General features: G+C 72.7%; 13 protein-coding genes. 11 read left to right on the forward strand and 2 right to left on the reverse strand.

The genetic code is table 11. The features are described from left to right. Positions 1-9 precede the first annotated feature (9 nt). Genes ABT232_RS31610 through ABT232_RS31635 form a run of 6 tightly spaced genes read left to right on the forward strand, consistent with a single transcriptional unit; the run spans position 10 to position 8,732 of the window. Complete coding sequence (locus tag ABT232_RS31610) at positions 10-3,102, forward strand: Cof-type HAD-IIB family hydrolase (protein WP_351846290.1); 3,093 nt, start codon at positions 10-12, stop codon at positions 3,100-3,102. Then, positions 3,099-5,165 carry a 4-alpha-glucanotransferase gene (malQ, locus tag ABT232_RS31615; RefSeq protein ID WP_351846293.1) on the forward strand — a complete coding sequence of 689 codons (2,067 nt, stop codon included), beginning with the start codon at positions 3,099-3,101 and terminating at the stop codon, positions 5,163-5,165. Before ABT232_RS31610 ends, malQ begins: the two co-directional genes overlap by 4 nt. A 10-nt stretch (positions 5,166-5,175) precedes the next feature. After that, positions 5,176-6,342, forward strand: coding sequence for a sedoheptulose 7-phosphate cyclase (locus ABT232_RS31620; protein WP_351846296.1), 1,167 nt, complete (start codon positions 5,176-5,178; stop codon positions 6,340-6,342). After that, on the forward strand, positions 6,339-6,743 hold the full coding sequence (locus tag ABT232_RS31625) for a cupin domain-containing protein (RefSeq protein WP_351846299.1): 405 nt from the start codon (positions 6,339-6,341) through the stop codon (positions 6,741-6,743). Before ABT232_RS31620 ends, ABT232_RS31625 begins: the two co-directional genes overlap by 4 nt. Beyond that, on the forward strand, positions 6,724-7,821 hold the full coding sequence (locus ABT232_RS31630) for an ROK family protein (RefSeq protein WP_351846302.1): 1,098 nt from the start codon (positions 6,724-6,726) through the stop codon (positions 7,819-7,821). Before ABT232_RS31625 ends, ABT232_RS31630 begins: the two co-directional genes overlap by 20 nt. After that, complete coding sequence (locus ABT232_RS31635) at positions 7,818-8,732, forward strand: SDR family oxidoreductase (RefSeq protein WP_351846305.1); 915 nt, start codon at positions 7,818-7,820, stop codon at positions 8,730-8,732. The genes ABT232_RS31630 and ABT232_RS31635 overlap by 4 nt, the downstream gene beginning before the upstream one ends. 24 nt (positions 8,733-8,756) lie before the next feature. Here ABT232_RS31635 and ABT232_RS31640 read toward each other — a convergent pair whose 3' ends face one another. After that, positions 8,757-9,599, reverse strand: coding sequence for a GntR family transcriptional regulator (locus ABT232_RS31640; RefSeq protein WP_351846308.1), 843 nt, complete (start codon positions 9,597-9,599; stop codon positions 8,757-8,759). Between the two features lie 264 nt (positions 9,600-9,863). On the opposite strand from ABT232_RS31640, the gene ABT232_RS31645 reads away from it, so the two are divergent. The 5 genes from ABT232_RS31645 to ABT232_RS31665 all read left to right on the forward strand — a co-directional run bounded on the left by ABT232_RS31645 (position 9,864) and on the right by ABT232_RS31665 (position 16,151). Beyond that, positions 9,864-11,126, forward strand: a complete 1,263-nt coding sequence (locus ABT232_RS31645; protein WP_351846311.1) for an extracellular solute-binding protein — start codon at positions 9,864-9,866, stop codon at positions 11,124-11,126. Between the two features lie 3 nt (positions 11,127-11,129). Beyond that, entirely contained in the window at positions 11,130-12,143 is a 1,014-nt protein-coding gene (locus ABT232_RS31650) for a carbohydrate ABC transporter permease (RefSeq protein ID WP_450871602.1), read from the forward strand. Beyond that, entirely contained in the window at positions 12,140-12,979 is an 840-nt protein-coding gene (locus ABT232_RS31655) for a carbohydrate ABC transporter permease (protein WP_351846316.1), read from the forward strand. Before ABT232_RS31650 ends, ABT232_RS31655 begins: the two co-directional genes overlap by 4 nt. Positions 12,980-13,030: 51 nt before the next feature. After that, on the forward strand, positions 13,031-14,644 hold the full coding sequence (locus ABT232_RS31660) for a beta-N-acetylhexosaminidase (protein WP_351846319.1): 1,614 nt from the start codon (positions 13,031-13,033) through the stop codon (positions 14,642-14,644). 73 nt (positions 14,645-14,717) lie between these two features. Then, positions 14,718-16,151, forward strand: coding sequence for a cellulose binding domain-containing protein (locus ABT232_RS31665; protein ID WP_351846321.1), 1,434 nt, complete (start codon positions 14,718-14,720; stop codon positions 16,149-16,151). Positions 16,152-16,272: 121 nt separating this feature from the next. On the opposite strand, the gene ABT232_RS31670 is transcribed toward ABT232_RS31665, so the two are convergent. Next, positions 16,273-17,751 (reverse strand): MFS transporter, encoded by a 1,479-nt coding sequence (locus ABT232_RS31670; protein ID WP_351846391.1) that lies wholly within the window; start codon positions 17,749-17,751, stop codon positions 16,273-16,275. Positions 17,752-17,879: the final 128 nt, after the last annotated feature.

The following is a 17,879-nucleotide window of genomic DNA, read 5'->3' on the forward strand; positions in this document are numbered from 1 at the left end:
GGCCCTTTGATGCACATCATCGCCTTCTCCTTCGAGTGCGGCGGTTTCGACAACCGGCTGATGCGCGGTGGTCTCTCCCCGCTCGTGTGGAACCTGTGCCGCGCGTACGCGGCGCGGGGCCACCGGGTGTCCGTGGTGACTCCGGCGCACGGCCATCTCGACGCGCTCCGCGAGCGTTTCGGGCCGGAGCGGCTGGAGGAGCTGGACTACCGGGCCACCGACACGGTGCCGCTGGTGCTGGATCCGAAGGTGTGGCCGGAGCGGCCGCCGACGGCCGAACTGCGGCTGACCACGCGTGCCCACCGACTGCGGCTGGACGGCGTGGACGTCCACTTCCTCTCCAACGAGTACCTGGACCTGCTGCCGGACCGGCTCTATCCGCCGCCGGGCACGGAGGGCCGGGACCTGTCCCACTTCAAGCCGCTGGTGTTCCAGGTCGACGGATTGCGGTTCATCAGGCGGCGGCTGGGCGACGGGCCGGCGGTGGTGCACGGCTTCGAGCCGTACTACCACTACCTGCTGCCCGCGGCGGTGGCGGGCGATCCGCGGTTCCGGACGGTGAGCACCGTCGCCGCCAACGCGCCGGTCACGCAGAAGGTGTACCGGCCGCAGGTGGAGCGCCTGCTGGAACTGCTGGGCGCGGACGCGGTGGACCTGGACGCCCTGGACGGGCCGCCGGCCGCGGAGGACTCCCCGGAGGCGACGGTGGCGCGGGCCCTGGCCGGCACCCGGATGCACGTCGAGTACGGGCCGGACCACGTGGGTCTGTTCCCGCTGGTGGCCGCGCACGCGGACCTCGTGGACTTCGTCTCGCCGGGCCAGCTGCGGCACTACAGCACCTTCGAGGGCACGCCCATGGAGGCGCTGTTCGCGCCGCTGCCGGTGGCGCGGCTGCTGCGGGAGCAGTCGCACAAGCTGGTGGCGGGCGGCTGCGCCGTCGCCGACAGCTGGCTGGAGCGCGACCCGGCGGCGGTGGACCGTGAAGCGGTGCTGCGCGGGCTGGGCCTCGATCCGTCGCGGCCCGTCTTCTACCACGCGGCGCGCTACGCGGTGCACCACAAGGGGCAGTTGGAGCTGATGCGGGCCGTGGAGGCGGTCCTGGCGACCGATCCGGACGTCAGCTTCCTCATCCGCTGCTCGACGGGCGGCGGCGGTGCGGACGGTTCGGCGGCCGTGGCGAACGCCGCGTTCCAGGCGATCGCCGACCGGTATCCGGGGCAGGTGCGCCTGGACTGGCGGCTGGCCGACGAGGACACCCTGTTCGCGGAGGCCGCCTGCGCCGACTTCTGCGTCTTCCCGTCCAAGTTCGAACTGGACGGGTTCCTGATCGCGCAGGCCGAGGCGATGGCGTGCGGTGCCGTGCCGATCGGTACCGCACAGCGGGTGACCGGCCACTTCGGCCACGACCGGCCGCCGGCCGACCCGCAGGCGACGGGCTTCGCGGTGCGCGGCTCGTTCCGCGACGACGACGCCGGGCTGGCGGTGGCGCTCGCGGAGCGAATACGCGAGGCCGCGGCGGTCTTCCGCACGGCACCCGACACCTACGCCCGGCTGTCGGCGAACGCCCGGCGCACCGGCCGGTCGTTCACCTGGGCGCGCAGCGCCGAGACCCGGCTGGCCGCCTACGACCGGATGGTGCGCGGCGAGCCGCGCCCGCTGCCGGTCGAGGAGCTGCTGGCGCTCGGCTGGCTGGAGCGGCTTCCCGCGTCCGCCTGGACGGAGCACCGGGAGGTGATCGAGCGGGTGGCGCTGGAGCGCGGTGACGCCACGGCGTTCGCCCGGGCGCGGGGCGTGGAGGTCACCGAGCTGGACGCGGCCGCGCTGGAAGGGCTCTTCGAGGCGGCCCACCGGCGGGCCGACTTCGCCCGCTCGGCCGAGATCGCCCGGTTGTCCGGGCGCCCGGAGCTGTCGGCGCGGCTCGCGGAACGGTGCCGGCTGACGCGGGGGCCGGACGGCGGCTGGCGTGTGCGGTACGTCCATCCCGAGGCCGAACATGTCGAGGTCGTCGTGGAGTCGGCGACGCCGGTGGCGGGGGCCGAGCAGCACGGCACCGGCCCGTCCGGTTCGGCTGTGCCGGGCGGGTCCGGTCCGGTCGGGGAGTCCGCCGCCGAGGCGCTGGCCTCCGACGAGCCGACGCCGGCGGGCGGCGGGGCCGTACTGGTGGCCCTCGAATCCGACGGGGACGGGCACTTCACCGGCGTCCTGGACGGCCCGCCCCTCGGGTGGCATCTCGTCGCCCAGGTCACCCTGCGCTCGGGCCGGGTCACCTGGGACGCCGTCCCCGTCGCCGCGCCGCCCTTCCGGGTGGTCGCCACCGACCTGGACGGGACGCTGCTGCGCGGGGACCTGACGGTCTCCGAGCGCACCCGGCGCGCCCTGGCGCTCGTCAGCGCGTCCGGCGCGCACCATCTCGTCGTCACCGGGCGGCCCGCCGTCGCCTGCAAGCAGCTGCTCGACGCCATCGGCTACCGCGGTCTCGCCGTGTGCGGGCAGGGCGCGCAGCTCTACGACGCCGGAGCCGACCGGCTGCTGTCGTCGCTCCCTCTCGATCTGGACCTCGCCCGTGAGGTCGTCGCCCGGGTCGAGGGCGTGCTCGGCCGGCTGGAGCTGGGGATCGTCACCTCGCCGCCGGAGAGCCGGTTCAAGGTCACGCAAGGGTTCGGGGAGCGCGTCCGGCACGGCTGGGACCTGACGACCGACCCGGCGATGCTGTGGTCCGAGCCGATCGACAAGCTGATCCTGCATCACCCCGAGGTGGACGAGGACAGGCTGGCGGCGACCGCGAGGGAGCTGATGGGGGACGCGGTCACCGTGGTGCACTCGGTCAAGGGCATGGTGGAGATCCTGCCGGCCGGTACCGACAAGGGCACCGGTGTCGCCCATGCCGCGCGGATGCTCGGCTTCACCGGCGCGGACACCATCGCCTTCGGGGACATGCCGAACGACATCCCGCTGCTGGCCTGGGCCGGCCACGGGGTGGCCATGGCCGGCGGTCATCCCGACCTGCGGGCGATGGCCGACGAGATCGCGCCCGGCAACGACGAGGACGGCGTCGCCGCGGTCCTCGAACGCCTCTTCTCGACGCCGGAGGACGGCTCATGACGTCATCGGGCGCACCGGACAGCGCGCTGCGGGAGCTGGCCCGCGGGCACGGCGTCGCCACCGAGTACACGACGGACCGGGGACAGCGGGTCACCGTGCCGTCGGACACCCTGGTCGCCGTACTGGCCGCGTGCGGGGTCGACGCCGCCACCGAGCGCGCGGCGCGGACGGCCCTCGCCGACCGGCGCCGCGCGGACGACCGGCTGTCGCTGCCGCCCTGTGCGGTGGTCCGCGCCGGAGCTCCCGCCGGCATACCGCTGCCGGCGGACGCGCAGGGGTACGTCGCTCTCGAGGGCGGCGGCCGGGCCGGGTTGTCCGACGCGCTGCCGCCGGGCCGTCATGAGCTGCGGGTGCGCACGGCCCGGCGGGAGGAGTCGGTGCCCCTGCTGGTGGTGCCCGATCGCATCCCGGTGCCGCGGCGGCGCGACTGGGGCTTCCTGATCCAGCTCTATTCCGTTCTCTCGCGCGGCTCCTGGGGCATGGGCGACCTCGTCGACCTGGCCGACCTCGCCGCCTGGTCCGCCCGCGCCCTGGGCGCCGGGTTCGTGCAGCTCGGCCCGCTGCACGCGATGGAGCCGGGCAGTCTGCCGGACCCCTCGCCGTACCGGCCGAGTTCCCGGCGGTTAGCGGACCCGATGCACGTACGGGTGACGGCCGTACCGGAGTACCGGGAGCTGAGCGGTGCGGCACGGGAGGCGGCGGACGCCCTCGTCGGCCGGGCTCGGGAGCTCAACGACCGGGTGCTGCGCGGTGCGGCGCTCATCGACCGGGAGACGGTGCGCGCGCTGAAGCACCAGGCGCTGCGCCTGGTGCACGCGGTACCGCTCGCGCCGGACCGCCGGGCGGCGTTCGAGGCGTTCGTCGTGCGCGAGGGGCAGGACCTGACCGACTTCGCCACCTGGTGCGCGCTGGCCGAGGTGCACGGCGGCGCCTGGCGTTCCTGGCCCGCTCCGCTGCGCGACCCGCGGTCGGCGGCGGTGGCCGCGGCGCGCGAGGAGCTGGCGGAGGCGGTGGGGTTCCACCGCTGGCTGGCGTGGATCACCGACGAGCAGCTGGCGGCGGCGCAGCGGACCGCGAGGGAGGCGGGCATGAGCATCGGCCTGGTCCATGACCTGGCGGTCGGCGTGGCCCCGGAAGGTGCCGACGCCTGGGCGTTGCAGCACTGTCTGGCGGGCGGGATGAGCGTGGGCGCGCCGCCCGACGACTTCAATCCGCGGGGCCAGGACTGGGGCCAGCCGCCCTGGCGGCCGGACGCGCTGGCGGCCGAGGGATACCGGCCGCTGGCCGCGCTGCTGCGCGCCGGGATGCGGCACTCGGGCGCCCTGCGGGTCGATCACATCATGGGTCTGTTCCGGCTGTGGTGGGTGCCCGAGGGCCGGCCGCCGTCGGAGGGGACGTACGTCCGCTACGACGCGCGGGCGATGCTCGGCGTGCTGCTCATGGAGGCGCACCGGGCCGGGGTCCATGTGATCGGCGAGGACCTCGGCACGGTCGAGGCCGGGGTGCGCGAGGAGCTGGCGGCGCGCGGGGTGCTCGGCACCTCGGTGCAGCGCTTCGAGTACCTGGGCGGCTCCGAGGGCCGGCACGGCCCGCTTCCGGCGGAGCGCTGGCGGACGGACTGTCTGGCCACGCTCACCACGCACGATCTGCCGACGACCGCGGCCTGGCTGAGCGGCGAACACGTCGAACTGCGCTCCCGGCTGGGGCTGCTGACGCGGCCGGAGGCGGAGGAGAAGGAGGAGGCCGCCGCCGAGCGGGACGGCTGGCTCGCGGAGCTGGACCGGGAGGGTCTGCTCCCGGACCCGGACGGCGAGGTGGTGGCGCTGCACCGCTTCCTGACCCGCACGCCGTCCCGGCTGCTCGGGGTGTGGCTGCCGGACGCGACGGGAGACCGGCGGCCGCAGAACCTGCCGGGCACGGCGACGGTGCATCCCAACTGGCGGCTGCCCGTGGCGGACGGGGACGGCCGGCCGGTGCCGCTCGACGAGTTGCCCGGGCATCCCGGTGTCCGCGCCGTCGCGCGGGTGTTCACCGGCAACGCATCGCAGGAAAACGACCTTTGAGGAGTGAGAGATGTCAAGCCAGGCCCTTGTCCGGGTCGACGGGGTGGTCGAGGACGCCGGAGGCTTCGACCTGCTGGCGCCGGAGGGCACGCGCTACCGCGTGGACGTCACCGACGCGGTGTTCGACCCCGGCAATCCCCTCCTCGCCGGCTATGTCGCGGGGCGGCGTGTGGTGGCCTTCGTCGGGCCCACGGTGCACCGGCTCCACGGTGAGCGGCTGCGCGCCTATCTCGACGCCCGTCTGACGCCGGGCAGTTGGAGCGTGCATGTGATCGAGACGGGTGAGCGGAACAAGACGCTCGCGTCCGTGGAGCGGGTGTGCGCCATCGCCAAGGCGGCCGGTCTCGACCGCCATGGGGTGATGCTCGCGGTGGGCGGCGGGATCGTCGCGGACGTCGTGGGTTTCGCGGCCTCCATGTACGCGCGCGGTATCCGCTACATCAAGGTGAACACCACCCTGGTGGGGCAGGTCGACGTGGGCGTCGGGGTGAAGACCGGGGTCAACGCCCTGCACTCGAAGAACATGTTCGGCGCCTACCATCCGGCGCACGCCTCGATCAACGACCCGGCGCTGCTGGCCACGCTGCCGGCGCGGGAGATCCGCTGCGGGCTCGCGGAGATCGTGAAGATGGCGGTGATCCTCGACAGCGGCCTCTTCGAGACGCTGGAGCGGCACCCGGACGCCTTCCTCGCCGCGGCCGACGGCGAGGTGGAGACGTACATCGTGCGCACCTCGATGCGGCTGATGATGGAGGAGCTGTGCCCGAACCTGCGCGAGCTCGAACTGGCCCGGCTGGTCGACTTCGGCCACACCTTCAGCCCGGTGATCGAGACGGCCGGCGGGCACCGGCTGCGGCACGGTGAGGCGGTCGCCGTCGACATGGCCCTGTCGGCGCACATCGCCCGGCTGCTGGGGCTCGCCGACACGGAGACCTGCGAGCGGGTCGTGGCCCTGCTGCGGCGGATCGGGCTCCCGGTGTTCGACGCGGCCACCTGCACCGAGGAGCTGATGACGCAGGCGTTGCAGGCGTCCTGGCAGCGCCGCGGCCGCAAACTGCACCTCGTGGTGCCGACGGGTGTCGGCAAGGCGGCGTTCGTCGAGGAGCTGGCGGACCTGCCCGCCGAGGTGCTGCGAGAGGCGCTGCGGGCGCTCGCGGCCGAGGAGGGAGCGAAGTGACGGTCTCTCATGACCTGCCGCCCGGCGGCGCCCCGGGCGACGTGACCAACCTCGGCGAGCTGTTCAGCGGCAAGGAGCACGATCACGGCGGGCTCGGCACGATCCTGGCCCACCGGGTGTTCGCGCGGGGCGAGGGCGGTGCGGGCGCGGAGTTCATCGACCTGGCCGTGCTGCCGCCGGGCACGTCGATCGGGCGGCACCGGCACGGCGCGGACCGCGAGACGTACGTCGTGCTCAGGGGGAACGGGCTGATGTACCGGGACGGCGTGGAGTTCCGGGTGGGTTCCGGGGACGTGGTGGTGAACCGCCCGCACGGTGAGCACGGGCTGGTCAACGATTCCGCCGACGAGCTGTGGCTGCTGGTCTTCGAGGAGGAACTCCATGACCGTTCCGGGGTCTGACCGGCTGGTGCCGTCCGGGGCGGCGGACGCCCCGGCCCTCGCCGGCCGGGCCGCCGAAGGGACGTTCACCGTGCTGGACGTCGGCGGCACCACGCTGCGCACGGGGACGTACGACCCGGTGACGGCGACGCTGTCGCGGGTGCGCCGGGTGCCGGTGGAGGGCATCGCCCGGCACCCGGACGATCCGGTGGCCGTGTTGCAGGAGCGGGTCGTGGAGCAGATCGTCGACGAGATCGCCCGGCACACGGACGGCGCCGGGACACGGGCCGTCGGGGTGGCCTTCGCGGGGCCGATCTCGGCGAGCGGGCTGGTGCTGGCGGCGCCCACGGTGTGGGGGCGGCGCGGTGCGCCGCTGCCGCTCGGGCAGTTGCTGGCGCGGCGGGTCGGCGCCCCGGTCGTGGTGGTCAACGACCTGACGGCGGCGGCCTGGCGTTACGCGGCGACCGAGACGGAACCGTTCTGTCTGCTGACCGTCAGCTCCGGGATCGGCAACAAGGTGTTCCGGGGCGGTGAGGTGCTGCTCGACGCCGACGGTCACGGTGGCGAGCTCGGCCACTGGGTGTGCGACCCGTCGCCGGACGCGCCGCTCTGCGACTGCGGGGGCCGCGGGCATCTGGGCGGGATCGCCTCGGGCCGCGGCGTGCTGGCGGCGGCGCGCCGCGCGGTGGCCGCCGACCCGGCGGGCTTCGCGCGGTCCCGATTCGCCGAGCTGTGCGGGGGCCGTGCCGACGCGGTGGACAATCCGGCGATCGCCCGGGCGGTCCGGGAGGGTGATCCGTTCGCGACGGCTGTGCTGCGCGGCACGCTCGTCCACCTGGCGCAGGCGATCGGGGCGGTGTTCACCTCCATCGGGATCTGCCGGTACGTCATCATGGGCGGTTTCGCCCTGGCGGTCGGGGAGCGCTACCGCGAACTGCTGGTGGCGGAGCTGGTGCGCCAGGGCTGCTTCGGGCTGGACGCCGACGCGGTGGACGCCGCCGTGTCACTGGGCCGGGCCGACGACGACCACGGGCTGATCGGTGCCGGCCGGCTGCTGGCGGACCGGACCGCCTCCCTCACCGGGCAGGAGAGCCGATGACCACGCCCCGCACCCTCGTCGTCGGCAGCGGCTTCGTCGGCACCGGCATAGCGCACCGTCTCGCCGTGGCCGGTGAGGCGGTCACCCTGGCCTCACGCACCCCGGTGTCACCACCCGGCCCGGGGGCGGACTGGACGGCGCTGGACGCCACCGATCGTGAGGCGTGCGGCCGGCTGCTGGCCCGGCTGCGCCCGGACCGGGTGGTGCTGGTGCACGGCCCCTCGGACGTCACCTGGTGCGAGGAGCATCCGGAGCTCGCGGCGGCGGCGCACACCGCGGTGGCCGAGAACGTCGCCGCGCAGGCCGGCGGTGCGCGTGTCGTCCTCATCTCCACCGACAACGTCTTCGACGGCACCCGGCCCGGCAACGCCGAGGACGCCCCGGTCCGGCCCGCGAACGCCTACGGCCGCGCCAAGGCCGCCGCCGAGCGGGCACTGCTGGGGACGGCTGGGGACGGCGTCGTCCTACGGGTCAGTCTCGTCTACGGCCATGAGCCCGCCGACGCCGGGAAGTGGCTCAACTTCTTCTCCGCCTGCGCCCATCGGCTGCTGCGCGGTGAGCCGGTCACGGCACCGGCGGACCAGTGGACCACTCCGGTGCTGGTCGACGACGTGGCGGAGGTGACGGCGGCCGTGCTGGGCGCCCGGGGGCCGCTTCCGCCGGTGCTTCATCTGGGCGGTCCGGACCGGGTGAGCCGGGCCGCGTGGGCGTCGGTGATCGCCGAGGCGCTGGGCGCGCGGCCCGAGCTGGTGGTCCCGACGGCCCGCGCGGGCACCCGCTACGCGTCCCGTCCCGAGAACACCTGTCTCACCACCCGCTTCCTCGGAGAGCTCCCCGCCACGAAGGGCACGGCGGTGCGCGGTGTGCACGAGGGCGCCCGGCTGCTGGCCGGGAGGTTCCTGCCGGCCTGAGCCGAACGGCGGCCCGCGCGGCGGTCACCGGGCGGGCTGGACGTCGCCCTGGGTGGTGAGGGCGACGGACTCCGGCTGGGCGAAGGCGCCCGGCGGGATGCCCGGCAGGTGTCCCGCCGGTGGCGTGGGCTCCTGGCCGGCGGTGGGCCCGAGGGCTAGCCGGGAGACGATGCGGTAGCGGTCGCCCCGGTAGAGGGAGTGGACGTACTCGACGGGCTGGTGGCCGGTGTCGCTGGTGAGGCGTTCGAAGAGCAGCGCGGGTGACAGGTGGGGCACGCCGAGGAGCTTGGCCTCGGCCTGGCTGACCACGGTCGGCTCGATGGTCTGTACCGCTTCGCTCACCTGGATCCCGTGCCGGTCGCGGAGGTGGTCGTAGAGGTCGCCGGTCTCCAGTTCCCGTGCGGTGAGGGCGGGCACGAGGTCGGCGCGGATGTGCAGGTGCTCGATGGCCATGGGCGCGCCGTCGACGAGCCGGAGCCTGGCCACGTAGACGATCTCGGCGGCCGGTGAGATGTGCAGCTTGCGGCCGACCCGGGCGCCGGCGGCGATGGTGGTGAACTCCAGCAGGCGGCTCGACCAGGTGCCGGAGGCCCGCGGCAGGACCATGGCCTGCTGGTCGGAGACGAGTTCCTGGGTGATCTTCGCGGGGGCCACGAACATTCCGCGGCCGTGTTCGCGGACGAGGAGGCCGGCCGCGACGAGCTCGTCGACGGCCGCCCGCAGGGTCGGCCGGGAGACGTTCAGGTCGGCGCACAGGGTGCGTTCGGAGGCGATGGCGTCGCCGGGAGCCAGCGATTCGATGAGATGGAGGATGTAGTCGCGGACGCGTTCCCGCTTGAGGACCGCCCCTGACCTGTCAGCGCTCATGTGCCGCTCCCGCCCCGCCCCTCTGCGATGTCACGTGACCAGCCGCCCCGGGGGTTGACCACTGGAGGCTGCTGGTCAGGTGCAGTGTAGCCGCAGGAGAGGCAAAGTTCAGGATCTTCTGTCCGGCGAAAGCCCCAAAACCCGTGTCGGCGCGAGGGGTTGACGCCTCTATTGGTCTATGCCACCTTCATCGACCAACAAGAGGTCACCTATCCAGTTGCGAACTGGTTAGGTCATCTGGCGCTCTCCTCCCCGAGGTGAACAGTGAAGCTCCGCAAGCTTGCAGGCGCCTTGGCGCTGATGGTCGCCGGAGGCCTCAGTGCCTGCGGCGGCTCCGAGCCGTCCGACTCCGCCGACGGCGGGACGACCATCGATGTCTGGCTCATGCGCGACAGCGTCTCCGCCCGGTTCCAGAAGGACTTCGTCGCCGCCTTCGAGTCCGCGCACCCGGACATCGACGTGAAGGTGCAGATCCAGGAGTGGGACGGGATCGGCGAGAAGGTCACCGCCGCGCTGGCCGGCAACGACGCCCCCGATGTCATCGAGACCGGCAACACCCAGGTGGCCCAGTTCGCCCAGAGCGGCGGACTGCTCGACCTCAGCGACAAGGTCGACGAACTCGGCGGCGACGACTGGCTGCGCGGACTGGCCGAACCCGGCGCCTACGAGGGCAAGCAGTACGGCATCCCGTACTACGCCGCCAACCGCGTCGTGATCTACCGCACCGATCTGTTCGAGAAGGCCGGTGTCGACGCGACCGCCATCAAGACCCGCGACGACTGGATCGCCGCGACCGAGAAGCTCAACGCCTCCGGCGCTGAGGGCATCTACCTGCCCGGCCAGACGTGGTACGCGCTGGCCGGGTTCATCTGGGACGAGGGCGGAGAGCTGGCCACGCGCTCCGGCGACTCCTGGAAGGGCACCCTCGACACCCCCGAGGCACTGCGCGGCATGGAGTTCTACAAGAAGCTCCAGGCGCTGGGCAAGGGCCCGAGGGACTCCGACGAGGCGGAGCCGCCCCAGGCCCAGGTGATGGCCGAGGGCCGGGTCGCGCAGATCATCTCCACGCCCGGCGGGGCCAACGTCGTCATCGAGAGCAACCCCGAACTGAAGGGCAGGCTCGGGTTCTTCCCCATCCCGGGCAAGACCGCCGACAAGCCCGGCTCCGTCTTCATCGGCGGCTCCGACCTGGTGATACCCGCCGCGTCCGGCAAGCAGGACGCCGCCTTCACCTTCGTCAAGGAACTCACCGGTGACACCTGGCAGCGCAAGCTCGCCGTCGCCATGAGCTATGTGCCGAACAAGACGACCCTGGCCGACGCGGTCGCCGCCGACCCCGGCACCGCGGCCATGGCGGCGGGCGCCGCGGTCGGCCGGGCGACACCCAACACCCCTGGTTGGGCCGCGGTCGAGGCGAAGAACCCCATCAAGGACTACATGACCGCCGTGCTCACCGGCGCCGACGCCGCGACCGAGGCGGCCAAGGCCTCCGAGGCGATCACCACCGCCATGAACTCCGGCGCCTGAGCCGTGGCCCCCTCGCGCAGCGCACCGGCGCGGCCGGTCCCCCGTCCACCCGGGCCCGGCCCGCGCCGCCGCGCACCGAAAGGAGTCGCCCCCGTGCCGGTCACTCGTGAACGCGCGGCGCGTCTCCCGCTCGGCCGGGCGTGGCCCTACCTGCTGGTCGCGCCGACCGTGCTCGGGATGCTGTACCTGCTCCTGTACCCCCTCGCCCGCGCCGTGCTGATCTCCCTCCAGGACTTCCGGCTGCGCCAGCTGATCCAGGGCGACGCGGCCTTCGTGGGCCTGCGCAACTACGAGACCCTGCTGACGGACCGCCACTTCTGGCAGGTCGTGCGCCGCACGTTCCTGTTCATGTCCGTCAACGTCGTCCTGATCATGCTGATCGCCACCCTGGTCGCCCTGATGATCGAACGGCTCGGCCGGACCGGCCGCACGGCGGTGCTCAGCTCACTCGTGCTGGCCTGGGCGATGCCGGTCCTCGCGGCCACGACGGTCTTCCAGTGGCTGTTCCACTCCGAGTTCGGCATCGTCAACTGGGCTCTGACCCGGGCCGGGTTCGGCTCTTTCGACCGGTACCCCTGGTTCGCCCACGGCACGGCCGCCTTCGTCATCCTGGTCGTACTGATCGTCTGGCAGTCGGTGCCGTTCGCGGCCATCACCCTCTACTCGGCCCTGACCACGGTGCCGGCGGAGCTGTACGAGTCGGCCCGGATCGACGGCGCCTCCGCCCGGCGCATCTTCCACGCCGTCACCTTCCCGATGATCCGGCCGATCTTCATGCTGGTGTTCTCGCTGGAGGTGATCTGGACCTTCAAGGCGTTCGTGCAGATCTGGGTGATGACCAACGGCGGACCCGGTGACGCGACCACGATCCTGCCCGTCTACGCCGTCCAGACCGCCCTGTCGAGCCAGCGCTACGACCTCGGCTCGGCGGCCTCCATGGTCACCGTCCTGATGATGGCCGCCGTGCTCGTCCTCTACTTCCGCCAACTCTTCCGCCAGGAGGGCGAGAGCCCATGACTCCGGCTCGCCCGCGTCTTCGGCGCCTCCCGCTCCACATCGGCGCCGGGGTGACGATCGCCGTCTGCCTCTTCCCCGTCTACTGGATGGTCACCACCGCGTTCAAGCCCAACCGGGACATCCAGTCCGACAACCCCCGGCTGCTGCCGCGGACCTGGACCCTGGACCACTTCCGCACCGCCGTGGACGCCGACGGGTTCGGGCTGTTCTGGCGCAACAGCATCCTCGTCACCCTGAGCGCGGTCCTGCTGGCCTCGCTGGTGGCGCTCGGCGCGGCCTTCGCCGTGGCCCGGATGCGCTGGCGCGGCCGACGCGCCTTCGTCCTCATGGTGTTCATCGCGCAGATGGCGCCCTGGGAAGCGCTGATCATCCCGGTCTACATCATCTCCCGCGACACCGGCATGCTCGACCGACTGCCGACACTCACCCTCGTCTACTTCATGATGACGCTCCCGTTCACCGTCGTGGTCCTGCGCGGCTTCATCGCCGCCATCCCACCCGAACTGGAGGAAGCGGCCCAGGTCGACGGATGCACCCGGCCCGCCGCCTTCCGGCACATCACCTTCCCGCTGCTGGCCCCCGGCCTGATGGCCACCTCGCTGTTCGGCTACATCACCGCCTGGAACGAGTTCACCTACGCCAACTTCCTGATCATCAAGCACCAGGACAGCCGCACCCTGCCGGTCTGGCTCTCCTCCTTCCAGAACGTGTTCGGCACCGACTGGGGCGCCACCATGGCCGCCTCCACCTTGTTCGCGCTGCCCGCCCTGGCCGTGTTCCTGCTGCTGCAACGCCATGTCACCTCCGGCTTCGCCGCCGGCGCCGTCAAGGGCTGACACCGCCTCCTCGTCCGGCCCTTCCCGTACGCGTGACCCCCGGAGACAGCCGTGCCCCCACATCCTCTGCACACCGCACTCCTGCCCGCGCCCACCAAGGCCCACGGCAGGCCAGGACGATTCACCTTCCACCCCGGCACCCACCTGCGCGTCAGCGCGGGCGCCGAACCCGCGGCGAGCCTGCTGCGCACGCTCCTCGCGCCCGCCACCGGGCTGCCGCTGCGCCCCGCCGACGACGGCACGGTCGTCCTCGCCCTCGATCCGGCCCTCACCGGCCTGGGCACCGAGGGGTACGGGCTGACCATCGGACCGCACTCCGTACTGCTGCGCGCCGCCCGGCTCGACGGGCTGCTGCGCGGAGTGCAGACGATCCGTCAGCTCCTGCCCGAAGCCGCCCTGGCCCGGGCCCCGCAGCCCGGCGTGGCATGGACCCTGCCCTGCGCGGAGATCACCGACGTCCCCCGCCACCCCTGGCGGGGCGCCATGCTCGACGTGGCACGCCACTACCAGCCGGTGTCCTATCTGCGCCGCTACGTCGACCTCCTCGCCCTGCACAAGATCAACGTCTTCCATCTGCACCTGACCGACGACCAGGGCTGGCGCATGCCCGTCGCGGCCTACCCCAAGCTCACGGAGATCGGCGGCCGTCGCACCCGGTCCCCCACCGGCCCCACCGGTGACGACCACGACGGCACCCCGCACGGCGGCGCCTACACCCGCGCCGAACTCGCGGGCCTGGTCGAACACGCCGCCGCGCGCGGTGTGACGGTGGTGCCGGAGATCGAGATGCCCGGCCATGTCCGGGCCGCCCTCGCCGCCTATCCGCACCTGGGCAACGATCCCGGCCGCGCCCTGGACGTCTGGACCCGGTGGGGGGTGTGCGACACGATCCTCGGCGTGCACGAAGAGGTCTTCGACTTCTGCCGCACCGTGCTGGAGGAGGTCATGGACCTCTTCCCCTCCCCCTACATCCACATCGGCGGCGACGAGTGCCCCGTCACCGAGTGGGAGCGGAGTCCCGTCGCGCGGGCGCGCCTGCGGGCGGAAGGCCTGAGCGGGCCGGCCGCGCTGCACGGCTGGTTCCTCGGCCGCGTCGGCGCCTTCCTCACCAGGAACGGGCGCCGGCCGGTCGGCTGGGCGGAGACCGGCACGGAACTGCCCGCCGACTTCACCGTGATGGCCTGGCGCGACCCCGCGCACGCCCTGGCCGCCGCCCGCCGCGGCCACGACGTGATCAACGCCCACTACCGCGCCACCTACCTCGACTATCCGCAGACCGCGGATCCTCGGGAGCCGCGGGCGCAGCCGGGAGCGGTCGTGGGCCTGCGGGACGTCCACGGCCACGATCCGGTGCCCGCGGGAGCGGACCCGGACACCGCCGCGCGGGTGCTGGGCACGCAGGCCCAGGTGTGGACCGAGTACGCGTCCACGCCCGAGCGCCTGGAACACCTCACCTACCCCCGCCTGTGCGCGCTGGCCGACCGCGGGTGGAGCGGCCCCAGCACCTGGGCGGACTTCTCCGCCCGTCTGGAGCGGCACACCGCCCGCCTCGACGCGCTCCAGGTCCGACGCCACCCCGGAAGGCCCGGCACGGACCCCGAAAGGCCCGGCACGGACCCCGGAAAGCCGGCCACGGACCCCGGAAGGCCCGGCACGGACCTCTGACCGACCCACCGACCCACCGACCCACCGACCCACCGACCCAGTACGGAACTCCTCGTCCCGGAAAGGAATCAGCATGACGACCAGAACCCATCCGAGCCGGCTGCGCCTCGCCTCGGCGGCCGCCACGGCCGTCGCCCTGGGTGCCGCGGGGCTCGCCGCGGTGCCCACCGCCGCCGGCGCCGCCGCCGCCGACGTCACGGTGCAGTACCGGACCAGTGCCACGGGCGCCACGGCGGACCAGACCGAGCCCTGGCTGAAGGTCAGGAACACCGGCGACACCACCGTCCAGCTCAGCACCGTCAAGATCCGCTACTACTTCAAGGCGGACAGCGCCGGGGCGGCCTACCGCTTCGCCTGTTCCTGGGCGGTCAAGGGCTGCGGCAACATCACCGGCACCTTCGGCACCCTGGCCAACCCCACGGCCACGGCGGACCGCTATCTGGAGGTCGGGTTCACGGCCGGGGCGGGCAGCCTCGCGCCCGGCGCCGACACCGGCGACATGCAGCTGCGCTTCCACCGCTCGGACTGGCAGGCGCTGCGGCAGAGCGACGACTACTCCTTCGGGCCCTCGCAGACGGCCTACGCGGACTGGGCGAAGGTCACCGCCCAGCTGTCCGGCGCCACGGTGTGGGGCACCGCGCCGGCCGGCAACGAGCCGACCGACCCGCCCACCGACCCGCCCACCGACCCGCCGGCCGGCGGACAGACCCTGTTCGACGACTTCAACTACACGACGTCCGGCGACCCGAGGATCGCCGCGAACGGCTGGAGCGTGCGCTCCAACTCCGGTGGCCCCGGCGTGCCCGGCGCCACCTGGGCCCCGGAGAACGTCACCTTCGCCGCCACCGGCGGGAACTCCGTGATGAACCTGCGCACGGAGACCGCGGGAACGGCCGCCAGCACCAAGCAGACCGAAGTCCTCACCAAGGCCATGAAGTTCAAGAACGGCACCTACGCGGCCCGGGTGAAGTTCTCCGACGCGCCGGTCTCCGGGCCGGACGGCGACCGCCTCGTGCAGACGTTCTTCACCATCAACGACCTGACCGCCCCGATGGCCGACAACTACGCGGAGTACGACTTCGAGTACCTGCCCAACGGCGGCTGGGGCGAGCCGGCCAACATCCTGTACGCCACCTCCTGGGAGACGTACAACCCCGACCCGTGGCAGGCGGTCAACCAGCACACCGAGGCCCGCGTGAGCTACGCCGGCTGGCACGACCTGGTCCTGACGATCGACAACAGCACCATCAAGTACTACGTCGACGGCCAGTTGTTCGGCACCCATGACGCCGCCTACCTGCCCGAGCGGCCCATGTCGATCAACTTCAACCAGTGGCTGATCGACCTGGCGGGCCAGACCAGCACCACTCCCCGCGCCTACGACCAGCAGGTCGACTACGTCCTGCACGTCAAGGACCAGACCCTGACCCCGGCGCAGGTCACCGCCAAGATCAACGCCTACCGCACCGCCGGGACCACCTTCCAGGACACCGTCCCGAACAGCTGACCGGCACCGACCGCACACCGGGGCGCTTCCTTGAGGCGGGGAGCGCCCCTGACCGGCGAGCGGGCCGCCGGATCGGAGGGGCCGACAGGCAGGCCGGCACCTCCGATCCGGCGGCCCCGCCTCACGCCACCGGCATCTTTCCGCCCTGAAGGCGTTCCAGGTCGGAAGGGCGGACCTGGATGACGAGGAGGGCGATCACCGCGGCGATCACGGTGAAGATCGCGGCCATGACGAACGAAGCGGAGACCCCGGCGGTGAGGACCTCGTCGGCCCAGGGCGGCGGCAGCTGGCCGGTGCGCTCGAAGCGCAGCCGTTCCGCGGGGGTCGCCTGGGCCAGGAACGCGGGGATCTGCTTCTCGGCCTCGTTGCTGCTGGCCGTACCGTACATCGTGACCAGGATGGACAGTCCGAGGGAGCCACCGACCTGCTGGGTGGCGTTGAGCAGTCCGGAGGCGGCGCCCGTCTCCTGGGGTGTCACGTTGGACAGTGCCATCAGGGTCAGGGAGACGAACTCCATGCCCATGCCGAGGCTGAAGACGAGCATCGGGCCGAGAACGCTGCCCGCGTAGGTGGAGTGCACATCGGTCAGGGTCAGCCAGGCGAGGCCCGCGGCGGCCAGGATCGCACCGGTGACCATGAAGGGTTTGGGCCCGTACTTCGGCAGGAGTTGGGAGGCGAGCCCCGCGCCCACCGCGATGAGCGCGCTCACCGGCAGGAAGGCCAGCCCGGCCTGGAGTGGGCTGAAGTCCAGCACGTTCTGGACGAAGAGCGTCAGGAAGAAGAACATGCCGAAGATCGCGGCGGCGAGGCTGAGCATCATCCCGTAGGTGCCCGCCCGGTTGCGGTCGGCGAACATGTGCAGGGGCGTGATGGGCTGCGGGGAGCGCCGCTCGACCTGGATGAACAGCAGCAGGAAGACGACGGCGGCCCCGAACGCGGCCAGCGTGAGCGGGTCCCGCCAGCCGTCCTGCGCGGCCCGGATGAACCCGTAGACCAGCAGCACCATGCCGATGGTGGAGGTCAGTGCTCCCGTCAGGTCGAAGTGTCCGGGGTGGCGCTGGGACTCCCGGATCCAGCGCGGGGTGGCCAGCACGATGAGCAGCCCGATGGGGACGTTGACGAACAGCACCCAGCGCCAGTTCAGCCACTCGACCAGCATGCCGCCGGCCAGCAGTCCGATCGCGCCGCCGCCCGCGGACACCGCGGCGAAGACGCCGAACGCCCGGTTGCGTTCGGGGCCTTCGCGGAAGGTCGTGCTGATCAGGGCGAGGGAGGTCGGGGAGGCGATGGCGCCGCCGACGCCCTGGAGGGCACGGGCGGCGAGGAGTTGCCACGAGTTCTGGGACAGCCCGCCGAGGAACGAGGCGAGGACGAAGAGCAGGACACCGAAGACGAAGACGCGGCGTCTGCCGAGGATGTCGCCCATCCGGCCACCGAGCAGCAGCAGTCCGCCGAAGGTGAGCGTGTAGGCGTTGACCACCCAGGACAGGCTGGTGGTGGAGAAGTCGAGCGAGCGCTGGATGTCCGGCAGCGCGATGTTCACGATGGTGATGTCGAGCACCACCATCAGCTGACAGGACGCGATGACCAGCAGCGCCATTCCGCTGCCCCGGCCATCGCCTCGCTCGTCCACCTGGGTGCCGACCTGGGCTTCAGGTGTGGACTCGGGATTACTCATCGCATCACGCCGTAGGGCGAGGGTCCATGACTGGTTTCAGCCACCATTCG

The sequence above is a fragment of the Streptomyces sp. NPDC001532 genome (assembly GCF_040298625.1).
Classification (GTDB): domain Bacteria; phylum Actinomycetota; class Actinomycetes; order Streptomycetales; family Streptomycetaceae; genus Streptomyces.

Coding starts and splice junctions, on each gene's coding strand:
- ABT232_RS31665 (WP_351846321.1), top strand. CDS start 14,718: ATGACGACCAGAACCCATCCGAGCCGGCTGCGCCTCGCCTCGGCGGCC.
- ABT232_RS31630 (WP_351846302.1), top strand. CDS start 6,724: ATGACCGTTCCGGGGTCTGACCGGCTGGTGCCGTCCGGGGCGGCGGAC.
- malQ (WP_351846293.1), top strand. CDS start 3,099: ATGACGTCATCGGGCGCACCGGACAGCGCGCTGCGGGAGCTGGCCCGC.
- ABT232_RS31610 (WP_351846290.1), top strand. CDS start 10: ATGCACATCATCGCCTTCTCCTTCGAGTGCGGCGGTTTCGACAACCGG.
- ABT232_RS31640 (WP_351846308.1), bottom strand. CDS start 9,599: ATGAGCGCTGACAGGTCAGGGGCGGTCCTCAAGCGGGAACGCGTCCGC.
- ABT232_RS31620 (WP_351846296.1), top strand. CDS start 5,176: ATGTCAAGCCAGGCCCTTGTCCGGGTCGACGGGGTGGTCGAGGACGCC.
- ABT232_RS31670 (WP_351846391.1), bottom strand. CDS start 17,751: ATGGCGCTGCTGGTCATCGCGTCCTGTCAGCTGATGGTGGTGCTCGAC.
- ABT232_RS31635 (WP_351846305.1), top strand. CDS start 7,818: ATGACCACGCCCCGCACCCTCGTCGTCGGCAGCGGCTTCGTCGGCACC.
- ABT232_RS31655 (WP_351846316.1), top strand. CDS start 12,140: ATGACTCCGGCTCGCCCGCGTCTTCGGCGCCTCCCGCTCCACATCGGC.